The 17,677-nt window shown below is 37.0% G+C and carries 9 protein-coding genes, 1 tRNA gene and 2 pseudogenes; 7 read left to right on the top strand and 5 right to left on the bottom strand.

The annotated features are described in order from the left end of the window. Positions 1 to 297, top strand: a pseudogene (locus ACFIM8_RS08415) (integrase); the annotation flags it as partial. Between the two features lie 718 nt (positions 298 to 1,015). Next, on the top strand, positions 1,016 to 1,423 hold the full coding sequence (gene mscL / locus ACFIM8_RS08410) for a large conductance mechanosensitive channel protein MscL (RefSeq protein ID WP_375607446.1): 408 nt from the start codon (positions 1,016 to 1,018) through the stop codon (positions 1,421 to 1,423). An 18-nt stretch (positions 1,424 to 1,441) separates the two neighbouring features. Here the strand turns inward: mscL and ACFIM8_RS08405 are convergent, their stop codons facing one another. Continuing rightward, complete coding sequence (locus tag ACFIM8_RS08405) at positions 1,442 to 3,130, bottom strand: ATP-binding protein (protein WP_375607447.1); 1,689 nt, start codon at positions 3,128 to 3,130, stop codon at positions 1,442 to 1,444. Positions 3,131 to 4,362: 1,232 nt separating this feature from the next. Further along, positions 4,363 to 6,945, bottom strand: a complete 2,583-nt coding sequence (locus ACFIM8_RS08400) for a DNA translocase FtsK (RefSeq protein WP_375614773.1) — start codon at positions 6,943 to 6,945, stop codon at positions 4,363 to 4,365. A gap of 470 nt (positions 6,946 to 7,415) precedes the next feature. Here ACFIM8_RS08400 and ACFIM8_RS08395 point away from each other — a divergent pair, with 470 nt between their 5' ends. From ACFIM8_RS08395 to rpoH, 3 genes are all read left to right on the top strand, one after another. Beyond that, entirely contained in the window at positions 7,416 to 8,846 is a 1,431-nt protein-coding gene (locus ACFIM8_RS08395) for an aldehyde dehydrogenase family protein (protein ID WP_375607449.1), read from the top strand. A gap of 32 nt (positions 8,847 to 8,878) precedes the next feature. Further along, complete coding sequence (locus ACFIM8_RS08390) at positions 8,879 to 9,883, top strand: RluA family pseudouridine synthase (RefSeq protein ID WP_375607450.1); 1,005 nt, start codon at positions 8,879 to 8,881, stop codon at positions 9,881 to 9,883. A 148-nt stretch (positions 9,884 to 10,031) separates the two neighbouring features. Next, positions 10,032 to 10,916 (top strand): RNA polymerase sigma factor RpoH, encoded by an 885-nt coding sequence (gene rpoH, locus ACFIM8_RS08385; RefSeq protein WP_375607451.1) that lies wholly within the window; start codon positions 10,032 to 10,034, stop codon positions 10,914 to 10,916. A gap of 199 nt (positions 10,917 to 11,115) precedes the next feature. Here the strand turns inward: rpoH and ACFIM8_RS08380 are convergent, their stop codons facing one another. The 3 genes from ACFIM8_RS08380 to ACFIM8_RS08370 all read right to left on the bottom strand — a co-directional run bounded on the left by ACFIM8_RS08380 (position 11,116) and on the right by ACFIM8_RS08370 (position 15,610). Beyond that, on the bottom strand, positions 11,116 to 12,537 hold the full coding sequence (locus ACFIM8_RS08380; RefSeq protein ID WP_375607452.1) for a hypothetical protein: 1,422 nt from the start codon (positions 12,535 to 12,537) through the stop codon (positions 11,116 to 11,118). 236 nt (positions 12,538 to 12,773) lie between these two features. Continuing rightward, complete coding sequence (locus tag ACFIM8_RS08375) at positions 12,774 to 14,063, bottom strand: adenylosuccinate synthase (protein ID WP_375614772.1); 1,290 nt, start codon at positions 14,061 to 14,063, stop codon at positions 12,774 to 12,776. Between the two features lie 383 nt (positions 14,064 to 14,446). After that, positions 14,447 to 15,610: a phosphoserine transaminase gene (locus tag ACFIM8_RS08370; protein WP_375607454.1), complete on the bottom strand. Its 1,164-nt coding sequence runs from the start codon at positions 15,608 to 15,610 to the stop codon at positions 14,447 to 14,449. A 401-nt stretch (positions 15,611 to 16,011) separates the two neighbouring features. Here ACFIM8_RS08370 and ACFIM8_RS08365 point away from each other — a divergent pair. Continuing rightward, positions 16,012 to 16,087: transfer RNA gene (locus ACFIM8_RS08365), tRNA-Phe, on the top strand. 296 nt (positions 16,088 to 16,383) lie between these two features. After that, positions 16,384 to 17,552, top strand: a pseudogene (locus ACFIM8_RS08360) (tyrosine-type recombinase/integrase). Positions 17,553 to 17,677: the final 125 nt, after the last annotated feature.

Genomic DNA, 17,677 nt, shown 5'->3' with positions numbered 1-17,677 from the left:
AACAACAAAAGCACGCGCGCTCTTAGGAAAACAACGTCATAAAACGCAAAATAGACCAGCAATGGATTGGAAAGATGCACTGCCTTTTATCAAACGCTTTGTAAAACACAAAACATAAAATATCTGGCTTTGCATTTGCTTATCCTTACAGGCGCTCTCTCTAGCTCTTTACGTCATATTCATAAAGACCAAATTTATAATGATATATGGACTATCCCTGCTGAAAATATGAAAGAAAAGCGCGATGCTACAACAAAATTTCGCGTACCTTTATCATCAGAAGCACTAAAAGTAATTGTCGAACACATGGTCGAAATGATGACAGTTGATCATTGAACCCACATCCTATCATACCAACAACTTCCAAATCAAAATGATCTTGCTAACCCTATAGTTCTCCTGTCTATAAACTAATACAATCTTCTAGTTAATGAAATGTGCTACCTTCCATCGGTGATCGCCATTTTCAGTTCATGTAACGCAATACAAATAGCTTTTAGATAAGCTCTAACATGCCCCTAATCGCTATTATCGCTTGCTAAATTAAGAGAAATTTAAGTTATAAATCTTACTCTCACCTTCTCTATCCATTTCTCCCACCAGGGTTGAAATAGATTTTTTATTCTTAACTCTCTTTTTATGCCAATATATGTACTTCATTTGAGAAACTTTCTGATAGCTCAGCTTTCAACACTGCCCATTTTGTGGTATTGTGTAAAAATCTCTCTTTTTAATGTTAACATAAAAATCTTGAGACAATTATATAAATTAAGCTACAGTTTTCTACTTTCTGTTGAAAAAAGCAGATATAATTTTTATCAAAAAAGCTTTTTTCTAGGAAATGTTCTATGTACATTCAAATAGAATCCTAAAGCTCTTTATTAAACCTTATAAAGTTCTTTGAAAATGATATTAATATCGTAATATAACCCTAAAAATAAAATCTGCCCTTTCCTTTTTCATCAAAAGCGGTAAGTAAATTACCGTATATCGCTTACATAAAGGGGAAAACACAATGCTTAAAGAATTCAAAGAATTTGCCCTAAAAGGTAATATGATTGATCTTGCTATCGGTGTGATTATAGGGGGTGCTTTTGGTAGCTTGGTCAACTCAATTGTCAATGATATTTTTATGCCAATCATTGGACTGATTACAGGTGGGATTGATTTTTCTAATATGTTTATTCAACTTGCTGGCGAAAAACAAGCAACATTGAGTGCCGCCAAAGCAGCTGGAGCAACCATTAGCTATGGACACTTTATTACTTTACTTATCAATTTTCTCATTATTGCTTGGGTTCTTTTTTTATTCGTTAAGGCTATGAATAAAATTCGTAGAAAAGAAGAAGAAAGCCCCAAAAAAACGTCTTCAGAAGAACAACTTTTAATAGAAATTAGAGATCTTTTGGCTAAGAAAAAATAATTTTATGCATGATTAACCTCATGGAACACGAGGAAAAAACATTTCCACAGTTGTTCCATGGTTTGGTTTTGAGAACAGTAAAAATTGTCCTCCTCTTTCTTCCACCATTGCTTTACACATTGGGAGGCCTAAACCTGTTCCCATAAAAGCGCTATCACCAGATCGGCCATCTTTGCGCTCTACTTGGCCATAAGGTTGCAGTGCCTGTATAATCTCTTCTTCGCTCATCCCTATACCATTATCGCTCACTGAAATTTTTACACGTTCTTTTCTATAAGAAACGTGAACAATAATCTGCCCACCCAATGGCGTAAAACGAATGGCATTAGAGAGAAGATTCCATATAATCTGGCGAAACACTTGTCGTGATACAGGAATAAATGGAACGTGAGGTGGAGCAACAATACGCATGATAATGCCGTTCTGATTAGCTTGAGTTTCAAGAAAAGCGATCGTCGCACGTAAACAAGATATCACATCAAATGTTTCAGAAATAAGGGAAGTATCAATCTGGTTATCGGAATCAGAATAATTTATCTTCGAGCACTCTAGTAATTGATTAATCAGCGATAATATATGTTTTCCAGAGGAAATAATATCGCGTAAATATCCATGATAGCGCTCATTTTCTATCGAACCAAAACGGCCTTCTCTCATAATTTCTGCAAAACCAATAAGAGCATTCAAAGGTGTTCGTATTTCATGAACAACTCCAACGATTTTATCCTCTTCTGCTTTTTTTTCTCCTGATGGAACTGTTTGTGTTATATCACGCAACATAACAGCATAATTGCCTTGCTTTGCCAAAAATACAATCGTTATCAAAACGGTTATATTTTTATGATTTTTCGTCATTAAATCAGCGCTTTCACTGCGATTTAAAACCTGATTTTTCCCCTCTATACGGATTGATTTAAAATATTTTTCAACCAAAGGTTGGCTTTGCAAAGTAAATAATGAAGAGAATGGCTGTCCTCGTAGTTCATTTATTTCATAACTCATTAATGCTAAGGCTGCCCTACTCGCTGATTGAATAAAGCCCTGTTTATCCAACCATAAAACACCATCAGTTGCTGTATCCAACAATGATAAAACTGCAGCTGGCTCTTTTATGAGAGCCTGTTCTATAGCATTTACCGACAATGTCTGTGCATATGGTAACTGAATAGCTGTCTCTTCAAAAAAATTCTCTTCTTCTTTTTCCGATGAATTCAATTCATCACGCAATTGCTCGGCAATCTCACGAAAAGCTGATCGTTCTATCTCAGAGAGACACGGCATTTCCGTCTTCAGCTTTTCATCTCTTTTTTCTTGGACTTTTTCTCGTACTTTTAAAACACCAAAGCCGCAAAATCCCTTAAGCTTCTTTTTAACATCAAAAATTGGTAAAGCAGATAACTCAACATCAAGCCATTGTGAACAGCCATCAACAGGCCATTGAACAATCTCTTCATTCCAAGGTACAGCCGCTTCAATAAAACGGCTAAGAATCCGATACCGCTCATCATTAAATTGATAAGCAAGATCATGAAAACTACATCCTAAAATAGAGGAAGAGAGAGGCCCAACAACTTCAGCTAACTCTTTTGAAACTTCACAAAATAAACCATTGCTATCAATTTTCCACGTAAAAGGTCGCGGCAAAAGCTCTGGTGTAAAACGAAAAGCTTCTTGCTTACATTTTAATTCATTTGTATTTAACTTCAACTCATCTTCTTTTAATGGCATAACTAAAACTAAAAAAGTATTGGATTTACTCTCAAACGAATAATGCTAATCTTTTACAAGTACCTTCTCTGGTTACAATACTCTGACATCTTGTATCAATTGTCTGTAGCAAAATTTTGACTGCTTCACCAACAAAACAAAAATAAAAAGAATTCCCTAACACTGTTACTTATTCACCTATTAAGGTAATAAGATTTGTCACCTTAATAGGAACATGATCCTCACATAAAATAGTCACCAAAAAAAGAATACACTTAATTTTGCGCATTCATGCGCCTGTTTTAAAGAGATATATCCACGATCCCCAAACTTATTTACGACGTCCCCCGTAAATGGTGCGCTATAAAGATCACCATAGAAGATATCAAAGCATTGTGTATTACCATTTTATACTTACGCAAAAATCAGCTAGCACCATCATTATACTTTCCAGCTCCTCATGTTGCCAATAGTTTTTGGCATTTGAATGCCCTCATCAGAGGCATTTAAATTCCTTTTTTAAATGTTTTTTACCCATACGCTAACTTAACTTATGATATACAAAAAGATGGTTTTGACTATTCAATATGGAATAGATTTGAAATGAAAAAATCTTACGATATTGGAGACTTTTATTCACACAAATAATGATAAACTACCATTATAAATCAGTATATTGCATGATAAAAATCCGAAATTAAAAATTTCTTTTTCAAATAAAGTCTCGTAAGAATATCTTTCTTGCACTGACAGTATCAAATGATAATAAATTCAGCGTAGCGCTTTAAAGCACCCAACGCAACAGACCTTGTATATTGGATACTCTTCTTATGATACTCTCCATAATCGCCCAAAGACCTTTTTTTCATTAAAATCGCGACAGAAAAAAACAAAAAATATATCACCACACTACTTGACTCAAGAATCTCTCTGTAAATAGAATACAAAACAAACATCACTGGTCTTCATATAAAGATTTGTTTAATTTCTTTACATTCCAGATCATCGAGAAAACTAAAAATATCTTACAATCTCCTTTGATATCAGCCTGTTTACCTCATCAGCAGTTTTAATACAAAAAATCACTTTTGCTTTATAACTCTCTACTCAATTTTTTAATAATTATAAAAGATAAATACGTGTAGCCCATTTTCTCTGAAAAAATAAAACAAGCACATTTTAATAATGACTGTCAGACATTTTAAAAATTTCCCATTTTAAAATGTGCTTGTTTATTTTCCTTCATTGAGTAGAATTTCACGTTTTCCAACATGATTAGCGGCTCCAACAATGCCTTTTTCTTCCATCTGTTCGACAAGAGAAGCTGCTTTATTATAGCCGATTGAAAGTCGACGCTGAATATAAGATGTTGAACATTTTCTATCACGCATAACAATCTTTACAGCTTGATTATAAAGTCCCTCACCCTCTTCATCAAAATTTTCGTCCTCAGAAACTCCAACCGTTGAATCAGCAGAAGCATCCTCTTTGTTATCGTCTTCATTATCCGTTACCGTTGCTAAATAATCAGGTTTTCCTTGCATTTTAAGATGTGCAACGATGGATTCAACTTCTTCATCAGAGACAAAAGGGCTATGAACGCGCACGATGCGCCCACCACCTACCATATGAAGCATATCCCCCTGACCTAAAAGCGTTTCAGCACCTTGTTCACCCAAGATCGTACGACTATCAATTTTTGAAGTTACTTGAAAAGAAATGCGGGTAGGAAAGTTCGCTTTAATTGTCCCTGTGATAACATCAACAGAAGGACGCTGCGTTGCCATAATAAGATGAATACCTGCCGCACGCGCCATTTGCGCTAAGCGCTGAATGGCATTCTCTATTTCTTTCCCTGCCACCATCATAAGATCAGCCATCTCATCAACAATCACAACAATATAAGGAAGCTGCGTGAGATCCATGGCTTCTTCATGATAAAGCATTTCCCCTGTTTCCTTATCAAAGCCCGATTGTACAGTACACATGATCGTTTCGCCTTTTTGAGCTGCAAGTGCAACGCGTGCATTAAAACCATCAATATTACGCACACCTAACTTAGCCATTTTGCGATAACGTTCTTCCATTTCACGAACCGCCCATTTTAAAGCTGTTACTGCTTTTTTAGGATCTGTTACAACAGGTGTTAAAAGATGTGGTATGCCATCATAAACAGAGAGCTCTAACATTTTAGGATCAACCATGATCAAACGACACTGCTTTGGTGTCATACGATAAAGAATCGACAAAATCATTGTATTAATTGCAACAGACTTTCCTGATCCTGTTGTTCCCGCAACCAATAAATGAGGCATTTTTGCTAATTCTGCAATGACCGGTTCACCATTAATCCCTTTCCCCAAAGCAAGAGCAAGTTTAAATTCACTTTCACGAAAAGAACGTGTTTGGATTAATTCACGTAAATAAACGGTTTCACGAACCGCATTGGGTAACTCAATCCCGATAACATTACGTCCAGGAATGACAGCAACGCGTGTAGAAATAGCAGACATAGAACGCGCAATATCATCAGAAAGATTAATAACGCGCGATGACTTTACACCCGCAGCAGGCTCAAATTCATACATTGTAACCACTGGCCCTGGATGTACATGGATAACTTCACCCTTAATACCAAAATCTTCCAAAACACTTTCCAAAAGTCCAGCACCACGTTCTAATGTTTCCTGAGGAATCATCGTACCTTCATGAAAAACAGGTTTCTGTAATAAACTGACCGGAGGAAACTCATAAACATCACAGTCAACAGAGTGCATATTTTGCACAAAAGCAGAATCATAATTGCCTAATGGCGCGCGGCTAGATTGGAATATTTTAGTTTTAACGTTTGCTTGCATCACAGACAAATCTTTTGAATTCTTTGTGACATCTTTTGTTACACAATCAACGGTATTATTAGCGATAGTATTATTGCTATTTTCAGTCTCTATACGAGCCCCAGCACCGCTTAACGCCTCAGTATTGTTTAACGCTTCTGCATCACTTTGCGTATGGACACAATCTTCAACAGAAAGCTTAGAATGATACTTTTTAGCCGTATCATTATTTGTATGCATTAAATCAGAAATTTGCTCAACACCTCGCATCCTTTCTGCTGGAGATTCTGATGTAATTGAATCATAGAGTTGTGGAAAGCGGTATTCAAGAACACGATAAAGAGCAGTTATTGACTCATCAAAGGCAGAAGGAATATGAGGTGTAATTTCATTTTTTGTGTCAATCGATGCATCCTCTTTTGAAGTTTGAGTATCCACATATTCAAATATCAAAGATTCACACTCAAAAAATGCATCATTGGAAAGGTGCAAAGCAGGATTCATTTTTTGTAGCACATTTTCTCCTGGTAATTTATGTTCTTGTTTATCCTCCTTAAGCGGAATATTTTCTGGTGACATACCAATAGTTTGTTGTGACAACTGCTGTAAAACTGTTGAATGACAAACCGACGTTTTATTCTCTATTGATTGAGGATTAATGACTTTTTTTGTGGATAGAACATTTTTCGTTTTCTTGTTACAGCGTACAATATCTGTAATTTGTTTTTGATCTTGTTTCGTAAAAATTTTAAACTGTTTTGCAAAAATTGGATCTGTTTCTATACGACGACGCAAAATCTCAACTTCTGGGGTACGCGTAAAACGGACATTTTTTCCGAGGGTAAATGCCTTTTTCCACACTTCCGGATAAGGAAATATCTCGGTAATCTTAATAGATAAATCTTCTCTTGATGCACCTTTTGTACCATCATCAGAAAAAGAAGATGTAGAAATAGATTTTGTTTTCGAATTATGCATGGCACCCAACAAATTTATAGCAATGAGAAAAATAATCTTTTCAAAAAGAATTCATAGAGACTATCGTATGAAGGTTAATAACCTTTTGCTGATAGCTACTTTTCAATAAAAAAAATAATGCCATAATGCATATTCATAATGTTTTTTCTTCCTATTTACGACGTAAATTACCCAGTTTATGGTGTCGTATAGCGCGTATTCCATTCGTTTTGAAAAAAAACTTCATGATAAAAAAGCTTCAAGGAAATTGTCTATACCTCTCTTTCTCTCCCTTTTCATAAAAGAAATTAGTCTCGATAATACAAATAGTTATATAAGCATTGCTCTATTAAATTCTTCATGCTCAATTACCATAATATAATCTAGTTTCTCGCGTTTTTATAAGATTACCCTTGTTATCCTCGTTTAAAAAGGCTTAGACTAAGATAATCATAATGACATAAACACAAATAGAAAAAAGGGAGCCAATTATGTTTAACAAACGGAAATTTTATATCAATGGTCTATGGGATGATCCAAGCACTCCTCACGACTTTGACGTCATTAATCCATCAACAGAAGAGGCTTGTGCTGTCATTAGCCTTGGAAGTACAAAAGATGCCGATAAGGCAATTAACGCGGCTAAAGAAGCGTTTCAAAAATGGAAAACAACGTCACCAAGCGAGCGTCTCGGATTCGTTGAAAAAATTCTAGAAATCTATGAAAAACGTTCCAAAGACATGGCAAAAACCATTTCAATGGAAATGGGAGCACCAATTGATATGGCGCTTAATGCGCAAACTGCAACCGGAAGTTCTCATATTCGCAATTTTATCAAAGCTTATAAAGAGTTTTCGTTCCAAGAAACTTTAATAAAGGGAAATGAGCAAGCCATCCTTCACTACGATCCTATCGGCGTCGTAGGATTAATTACGCCATGGAATTGGCCCATGAATCAAGTAACGCTTAAAGTTATTCCTGCTCTCTTGGCTGGCTGTACCATGGTGTTAAAACCCTCTGAAATTGCGCCTCTTTCTGCTATGCTTTTTGCTGAAATTTTAGATGAAGCAGCACTTCCAGCCGGTGTTTTTAATTTAATCAATGGTGATGGTGCGACTGTCGGCTCTTACCTCTCTGCACATCCAGATTTAGAAATGATCAGCTTTACTGGTTCAACCAGAGCAGGAAAAGATATTTCGAAAAATGCCAGCGCAACTTTAAAAAGAGTCTGTCTGGAACTTGGAGGAAAAGGAGCGAATATTATCTTTGCTGATGCCGACTCAGATGCTATTCAACGTGGTGCACGACATTGCTTTTATAATAGTGGACAAAGTTGTAATGCACCGACTCGTATGCTTGTGGAACAGAGCATCTATGACAAAGCCGTAAAAATAGCTAAAGATATTGCAGAAACAACAAAAGTAGGACCAAACTACCAAGAAGGAAATCATATTGGGCCTGTCGTTTCAAAAAAACAATACGATAAAATTCAAGAACTTATCCAATCGGGAATTGATGAAGGTGCAACTCTTGTTGCAGGAGGGACTGGTTTACCAAAAGGAATGGAACGCGGTTATTATGTTCGTCCAACAGTCTTTGCTGATGTAAAACCTCATATGCGTATTTTTAAAGAAGAAATCTTTGGTCCAGTTCTCTCGATTCTTGCTTTTAGTACAGAAGAAGAAGCCGTCGCTTTAGCCAATAACACTGAGTATGGTCTTACAAATTATATTCAATCACAAGATCGCAACAAATGTCGTCGTATTGCAGCACAAGTACGCTCTGGTATGGTAGAAGTTAATGGACATGGGTTACCCAGTGGAAGCTACTTTGGAGGTGTAAAATTTTCTGGGCGCGCCCGTGAAGGGGGACATTGGGGAATTAAAGAATTTCTTGATAGTAAAGCAATTTCATACTGGTAAGAGAATCTTATTAAAAACTTAATAGGAATCGTATGGTAATACAGAAAATAACGGATGAAGGTGCTCTTGGGCAACGTCTTGACCAGTGGCTCGCAAAACAATACCATAATGTGCTCTCACGTTCACGTTTGCAAGCCCTCATCCATGAAGGCTGTCTTAAGATTGATGGTCATCTCATAAAGGAACCAAAAACAAAATTAAAAATTAACCAAATAATTGAATTGGCAATGCCTGATCTTCGTGATGCAGAACCTAGCGCTGAAGCTATCGCATTGGACATCCTTTTTGAAGATGATCATATCATCGTTATTAATAAACCAGCTGGTCTTGTTGTTCATCCTGGGAATGGCAATTGGACTGGTACGTTGGTTAATGCTCTTATTTACCACTGTGGTAATAGTTTATCTGGTATAGGTGGTGTTAAACGCCCTGGCATTGTCCATCGTCTCGATAAAAATACAAGCGGTGTCATGGTTGTTGCAAAAAATGATCTGGCCCATAAAAGTCTTAGCGCTCAATTTTCTGATCATGGACGTACCTGCGCATTAGATCGACGTTATCATGCCTTGATTTGGGGGGCACCTCACCGTAATGTCTGGACAATTGATGCATCACTTGGTCGTTCGCCCCATAACCGAACAAAGCAAGCTGTTATTCATAGCCAAAATCCTTATGCTCGTCATGCTGTTACACATGTTTCTCTGCTTGAAAAATACGGTACTCATCCAGACTCAACGTCTTTTGCTAGCCTTCTGGAATGTCGTTTGGAAACCGGACGTACCCATCAAATCCGTGTTCATATGGCTCATATCGGACATCCTCTCGTAGGTGATACGGTTTATGGAAATGCTTTTAAAACAAAGTCAAATACCCTTAATCCCATTATTAAAAATGCAATAGATCAATTCAACCGACATGCACTCCATGCTGCAAGTCTTACTTTTGAACATCCTTCTACCGGTAAAGTTATGTCGTTTTCCACACCGCTGCCTCAAGATATGGCTAAACTTATTAAGCATTTTAAAAAAATGAATTGAAACTTTTCTCCTTCTCAAGATTTGACAATAAAATATCTTTTTTTGAACAAAATTCAAAAATATGCTAAAGTGAGGTTACAAGGGTAGTTCGCTATCTGAAACAGAGAATTTGCCTTATCAGGGAATTCAGACAAAAGGAGGGTGCTATATGGCCCATATGAATTTGTTATCAGTAATAACAGGTGATGGCGGTTTAAATCGTTACTTAGAGGAAGTCCGTCGTTTTCCAATGCTTGAACCAAAAGAAGAATATATGTTAGCTCAGCGTTACCGTGAGCATAATGACTTAAAAGCTGCGCATAGGCTGGTAACCAGTCATTTGCGTCTCGTAGCTAAAATAGCGATGGGATATCGGGGCTATGGACTCCCCATTGGGGAAGTCATTTCAGAAGGTAATGTTGGACTCATGCAAGCTGTTAAACGTTTCGAACCAGAACGGGGTTTTCGTCTTGCAACCTATGCAATATGGTGGATTAAAGCATCAATCCAAGAGTATGTATTGCGATCTTGGAGTTTGGTGAAAATGGGGACAACAGCCAATCAAAAGCGCTTGTTTTTCAACCTTCGTAAGATAAAAAGTAAACTTCAAGCCCTTGATAGCGGTGATCTCAACGCAGAACAAGTAAAAGAAATTGCAACCCAGTTGAATGTTACAGAAGATGAAGTTGTTTCAATGAATCGCAGGCTTGGTGGTGACACGTCACTCAATGCACCGATTCGAACAAAGGAAGGGGAAAACAGCGAGTTGCAAGATTGGTTGGTGGATGAATCTAACGATCAAGAACAAATTTTAATTGAAAAAAGTGAATTAGAAAATCGCCGTTCCATGCTCATAAATGCCATGGACAATCTCAATGAACGCGAAAAACGTATATTCAAAGCGCGTCGTTTAAACGATATCCCACTAACCTTAGAAGAACTCTCTGGTGAATTTAATATTAGTCGAGAACGAGTAAGACAAATTGAAATGCGTGCATTTGAAAAAGTGCAAAACTTTATCAAAGATTCTACTTTATCTCAAGCTCAAGTATAAAATTCTAGAATTAAGTATAAAGCCAATTGTTTGCACATTCTTAAAGTAAAAATGAAAAAAGGCATATATTGGCTTTATACGGGTAAATTAGCCTATCTAATTTTTTGAGTTATTGATGTATAGGCTTTGTTGAGCGCATTTGGTATAATTGATAGAAACAGATATAGAAAATTCTTCACAGCCGTTTATTTTTTTGCATCTATGTTTTATTTTTTTGACCAAGAACTGTTAACTTATCTTGTTGTGCAATCCATTGTCCAATAACTTCATTAAAAATAGACTTACCTGTTGGTCCTTTTGCAAAGGTTAATTCACTTATACGCCCGTTTTTATCCGTTAACACCAAACGCATCCAATCTAATTCTCGCATCAATTGTAAATTTCGATCAAGAAATGGATGATTTCCACTCAATGCGACAAGAAAAAAGTCATCGTTAATCTTTGCAGCAATAGTTCTTGTTAAAGCCAGTCCAATGGATTGTTCACTTGCTTTAAAGGTTAATGCTTGAACATTGCTTATAGCTTTACCTGAAAATTTATCCGAAAGAATAAAAATAAGGTCCATAATATACGCAGCAGGAAATGACTGATCGGTATTACGACGTAAAATTAATCGTAATGATATCCCTTCATCAGGAATTGTTATATCACCTTGTATAGTTGTTTCTTCTGGAGCCCCCTTCACATAAGACTCCTTTATAAGCGTCCAGCGAACACTTCCGGTTGCCATCTTTTCTGCATCATAATTTGTACGTGCTTGATAAAAAACAGCTTCACCCGATTTTTCAAGCGACTGCAAATTGCTAGAAACAACTGTTGAGATTCCTTCTTCATCCGAAGAATCTGTCGCTTGTTTTAAACCGACATCAATTTCACTCCCATCCTCTAATAAGCGTTGTGTTAACTTTCTCTTAACCGAAAGTGCCTTTGGAACTCTGTGAGAAGCTTGAAGATTTTCTCCCAACAACTGATGATCATTTGATATAAATACACGCTCACCAACAAAAAAAATACCAACCGTTAAAACAACAATACTAACAACAGAAACAACACTTATCACAATACGCCTTTGCACCAGTGATTTATTAGCGCGACGTAAAGCCTGGGAAAAAATATGCGAAACAATATGCGGATTATCTTCCTGCGAGGGAGAACCCTTTAACGTACAGCTATTAACATGCTGAGAAGAGAAATAAGCCCCCATATTAACAGGCTCTGCATCTGGTACATCTGATACATAAGGCTTATCAAATACTTTATTATCTTTTGAACGTGCAACAAAATCCTGCTTTCTTTTTATGTTTACCATTGAAAATTCATTATTCTTTGGTAATATAACTTTTTTTGTAACTTTCTTATCTTCATTTATATTTGTGGGATTCCACCCAATGACTGAAGAAAGCAATTTCTTTTCAACTACTAAATATTCTTCTTCAACGGTTGCGATAGAACTTCGAAGAATCTTTCTTTGTTCATCCGCTATTGCTTGTGGGATTTTTGCTATTACAAATTGATGTTCTAGTGTTTCGATAGCCCGCTTATAAATCCGCTTACGCACTTGTGGTGTAATATTATTTTGTGCATTAATTGTCTTTTTTAAGATTCCAACGAAATCTACCATTTCCTCTATAATCTCTCTTAAACTGAGAAAAAATCAATAGTAAAGCCAAAAAACTTTATTTTAGCCTTCTAAATTGGTTGCCATTTAATATTGGTACAACTATCGCAATAATGTAAAATGAATATGAAAAATAAACAATGCTATTTTGCACCTTTCTCTTACGTGCTCTTAAAAACTTTTTTGTAAAAAGATACAAAAACGAACAGAGAACATATATAGAAATCTAAAAACAACCATCAATTTGCAAAGGGATCTGTAATCAGAATAGTATCTTCACGCTCTGGACTCGTGGATAATAAAGCTACTTTTGTATTAATCCGTTCTTCAATATAGCGTATGTATTTAACAGCTTGCGCAGGTAAATCTTCCCACGTCAGCGCATGTGCTGTTTTTTCCTTCCAACCTTCTAATGTTTCATAAACAGGCTTCACCCGAGCTTGAGCTCCCATGGAAGAAGGTAAATAATCAATTCTTCTACCATCAAGCTCATAACCAATACAAATTTTTATTTCATCTAAACCATCCAAAACATCAAGTTTTGTCAATGCTATCCCTTGCACACCGCAAATTGTTACCATCTGACGTACTAATACAGCATCAAACCAACCACATCGACGCTTTCGACCCGTTACAACACCAAATTCATGTCCACGCACTCCCAGAAATTCACCAATATCATTTATTTGCTCTGTCGGAAACGGCCCTTCTCCAACGCGTGTGGTGTAAGCTTTTGCAATACCCAAAACATAATGAATTGCACCAGGTCCCATCCCTGAACCTGTACATGCCTGCCCAGCAACTGTATTCGATGACGTTACATAAGGATAAGTTCCAAAATCATTATCGAGTAAAGCACCTTGCGCACCTTCAAAAAGAATGTGTTTCCCTCCTCGATACCCTTCATCTAAAAGACGCCACGTACAATCCATAAAGGGTAAAATTTTATCCGCGACTTGCATCAATTCATCATAAAGTGCTTGAGAATCAATTTCCGCAACACCCATTCCACGACGCAAAGCATTATGATGCCTCAAAAGCCGCTCAATCTTAGCCATAAGTGTATCTTTTTCTGCTAAATCCATCACTCGGATAGCACGACGTCCCACCTTATCTTCATAAGCCGGTCCAATACCGCGCTTTGTTGTACCAATCTTTAAACCAGATAAACCGCTTTCTCGAATTGCATCAAGATCACGATGCAAAGAAAGAATCAAAGGAGCATTTTCAGCAATCCGTAAAATTTCTGGTGTAATTTGTACACCCTGATCACATAGTTTTTTTAATTCTGCAACAAAATGATGAGGATCAACAACAACACCATTTCCAATGATTGATAGCTTTCCACGCACTAAACCAGACGGTAAAAGCGATAATTTATAACTCACTCCATCAATAACCAATGTGTGGCCAGCATTATGCCCCCCCTGATATCTTACCACAATATCTGCTCGCTCAGACAACCAATCTACAATTTTACCTTTGCCTTCATCACCCCATTGTGTACCGACAACAACTACATTGGCCATAATTTTCTCCGTCGTGTTTGGTCAAAAAAACCAGCATTCAAAAACAAATGCTTCCTTATAACGAAACCTTAAAGCAAGTGCGACTCCTCATTTCAGATTTTTCTCAATCTTCAAGTGATTAAATTTTCAAATTTATGATAATAAAGATAAGAAAATACCCAAATATTTAAAATCTGTCATTTTCGCTACAAAAAGTAAAAACATTAGAGATTTTAATTTGTTCGTATCCAACACCTGACAAAGTATTCATTCCCCGTCTTAATCTTTTACAATTCATGTAATATTTAGAGGCTGTTTGTCTGATACAAGAATACGAAAGATCATCATAATCTCTCGTATCCTTTTTTGTTTAAAAACACGTTGTGAAAATCACCAGTAATTATTTAAAGCTGTGCTTTTTCAACTTGGAACGCCCACTCAAGCCATTGTGTTAAAATTTCAAGATCGGAAGCCTCAATTGTTATACCCGCCCAAATTCGAAGCCCAGGAGGAGCATCGCGATACGAACCGATATCATAAGCAACCCCTTCCTCATCAAGACGTTTCACAACCGCTTTTATAAAAGATACTCGATTTTCCGTATCCAAAGCAGTAATCACTGGATCCACAATATCTAAACAAACAGCGGTGTTAGAACGCACTTCAGGATCTTTTGCCAAATATTCTAACCATGGCGTTTTGCGAACAAAAGCATCAAGTACAGAAAAATTTTTCTCAACCCGAGCTCTTAATGCCGCTGCACCTCCTAGAGATTTTGCCCACTTCAACCCATCAAGGAAATCCTCAACACAAAGCATAGAAGGTGTATTGATGATCTTTCCTTTAAAAATATCTTCATTCAATTTTCCATTTTTTGTCATATAGAAAAGTTGGGGCATAGGCCAAGCTGGAACATGATTCTCAAGCCTCTCAACAGCACGAGGGCTTAAAATCACCATACCATGCGCTGCTTCACCTCCCAAAACTTTCTGCCATGAAAACGTCACAACATCTAATTTTGAAAAATCAAGATATTGCGCAAAAGCTGCCGATGTTGCATCACAAATGGTCAATCCAGCCCGCTTATGCGGAATGAAATCTGCATTAGGAATACGCACACCAGAAGTTGTCCCATTCCATGTAAAAACAACATCCCGATCAAAGTCAAGTTGTGTTAAATCTGGTATTTCACCATAAGGAGCTTCAAAACGACGCACATCAGAAAGCTTTAATTGCTCGACAACATCTTTATTCCACCCAAACCCAAAACTTTCCCACGCCGCCATATCAATGCCACGCTCACCTAATAAAGACCATAAAGCGGCCTCAACAGCACCGGTATCTGAACCCGGCATAATTCCTATACGATGATCAGAAGGAACTTCAAGAATCTCACGGGTTAAATCAACAACTTCAGCAAGTTTTAATTCTGCTTCTCTCGATCTATGCGAACGCCCAACTAATGCATTTTTAAGAACATCAAGAGTCCAACCAGGCCGTTTGCTACAAGGACCTGAAGAAAAATTAGTATTATTGGGACGACTACTTGGTTTTTGTAACATTATCATTATTTCTCCCCTTTTAGATGTTTTTCTTTCTTTATAAAGAAAAACAAATTATTATAAAGACTAATCAATAATCTTTTTAGAAAAAAGTCAAAAATATTGTCTATTATTGCGTATGCTTAAGATTCATAGAAACTTTATAAAAAAATCTTTCTTAATCATGCTTCTCGATTGATTCTTTTAATTTTTTTTCGTATCATCACCACAATAAGACAGCCTTCTAATAACAATACACTAAAGTGTCCAATATACCTATCAAATTTATTTTATGATAAAAATTCATTGATAACGCTCTAGAATAGGGAGATAAACTTATTAAAAAATCAATTATTTTTCTTTTGATGACTGGACAGAGAAAATTTTAATGTTATAACCGCAAACGCTTTATATTTTTTATGAAGCATGCCCAGATAGCTCAGTTGGTAGAGCAGCGGACTGAAAATCCGCGTGTCCGTGGTTCGAATCCGCGTCTGGGCACCACACTCTTCTTTGTTATATGTAGCCTATTGTTTTTACTGACTTTTAAGTTAGTCGTGCCTGAGTAAAATTAAGGGAATAGGGTTTTCTAACATTTGTCTATAAAGCACGCTTCATACAAAAACAACACTTTGATTTATAATGATAATCTAGCGTTATTCATATTGAATTAGACCCTCGAATAATGTAAGATTCTCTCATTTCAAAGCTGTTTATCTTGAATCAATCAAAACCATTCCCTTGCACGTCAAAAGCGGGGCTGGTGTGTGGGTAAAAACTGTATAAGAAAGGTGTAAAAAATGGCTCTTATGAACCGTCTTAATGCAAGATCTGTCGCAACATTGGGGGCTGGAAAATATAATGATGGTGCCGGGGCTTGCTTCTTCACAAACGTAAAGATGGAGGTGCTCAATGGCTTTATCGTTATACCATTCATGGTCAACGCCGTGAAATGGGATTGGGTGCCTTAAGACATGTCTCTTTAAAACAAGCCCGTGAATTGGCAACTGGGTGGCGCTCTGTTTTGCATGAGGGGCGTAACCCCATTAAAGAACGCGATAAACAAAAGCGTGAAGCAATAAGCAATCTCCATTACTTAAAAGATATTGCCGTAGATGCTTTTGAAAGTCGGAAAGCTGAATTAAAAGATGATGGTAAGGCTTGTGATTGGTTTTCACCTTTACGTCTTTATATTCTCCCTAAATTAGGCTGTCTACCCGTTTCAGAGATTACTCAAACAGAGATACGCAATACTCTTGCCCCTATTTGGCATACAAAAGCTGCAACAGCAGAGAAAGCATTGATACGTCTTAATCTTTGTCTTAAACATGCGGCTGCATTAGGTTTGAATGTTGATTTACAAGCAACAGAAAAAGCACGCGCGCTCTTAGGCAAACAACGCCATAAAACGCAAAATTTTCCAGCTATGGACTGGAGAAAGGTTCCGGCTTTTTATAAAACACTTTGCGAAACAACAACAATGACACAACTGGCTTTACGTTTGCTTATTCTGAAAGGCGTTCGTACTTTTCCTTTATGTCATATCCATAAAGATCAAGTTGATGGCGATATCTGGACTATTCCTGCTGAGAATATGAAAGGAAAGCGTGATACCACAACAGAGTTTCGCGTGCCTTTATCATCAGAAGCATTAGAAATTTTAAAACAAGCGCGCCTTTTATCACGCAATGATTTCTTCTTTTCTGCAACAGGTCGTGGTCCCCTCGCGCATAGGTGTATGGCTCAATATATGAAACGTATTGGACTTGAAGCCTGCCCGCATGGTTTTCGCTCTAGTTTACGCAATTGGCTTGCTGAAACAACCGATGCCCCCTATGAGGTCGCTGAAACTATTCTAAGTCATACAGTAGGAGGACAAGTAGAGCGCTCCTATCGTCGTACTGACTATCTAGAACAGCGCCGCGTTTATATGGATAAATGGGCGGCTTATGTCACTGGTCAATCTTAAGATATGGGGTGAATAACCCCATGATCTGTGGATAACTTTCTCTCTCTCCTCTCTCATTCGCTCTCAATTAGACTCATAATTTATCACATGAGAATTTATATGATAAAATATTGTTTTTTATAGAA

Origin of the sequence: Bartonella sp. AC535YNZD, from assembly GCF_042196625.1 — a bacterium.
In the GTDB taxonomy this organism is placed as follows: Bacteria; Pseudomonadota; Alphaproteobacteria; order Rhizobiales; family Rhizobiaceae; genus Bartonella.
The sequence above is the reverse complement of the archived record's forward strand: the minus strand, read 5'-3'. Positions and strand labels throughout refer to the sequence as shown.